This window comes from Pseudomonas sp. 2995-3 (genome assembly GCF_002742565.1).
Taxonomy (GTDB): domain Bacteria; phylum Pseudomonadota; class Gammaproteobacteria; order Pseudomonadales; family Pseudomonadaceae; genus Aquipseudomonas; species Aquipseudomonas edaphica.
In genome coordinates, this window is record NZ_LJSB01000457.1 from 1 (window position 1) to 232 (window position 232).

Annotated in this window: 1 protein-coding gene; it reads right to left on the reverse strand. The window is 34.5% G+C overall.

The window, feature by feature from the left end:
* Positions 1-47: 47 nt before the first annotated feature.
* Positions 48-232, reverse strand: a 185-nt coding sequence (locus tag AOA62_RS32370) for a hypothetical protein (RefSeq protein ID WP_218244262.1), incomplete at its 5' end; no start/stop codon positions are given.

Genomic DNA, 232 nt, shown 5'->3' on the forward strand with positions numbered 1-232 from the left:
GGGGGATAATTGTTACAATTTTTTGTCAAATATATTTATTTTTCTTTCTATTCGATGCTAACTTCTTCCGGAAGCTTTTCTGGAGCTTTTGGAACATGACGAGGCTCATAATTAATGACATCAGAAGAGAAGACTTGTACAAAAATTCTACCAGCATGAGTTTTAGACCGTATTAGAATAGGTTGGTTATGTATATTTTTGAATACGAAGTCAGGCCCATACCAACTAACAG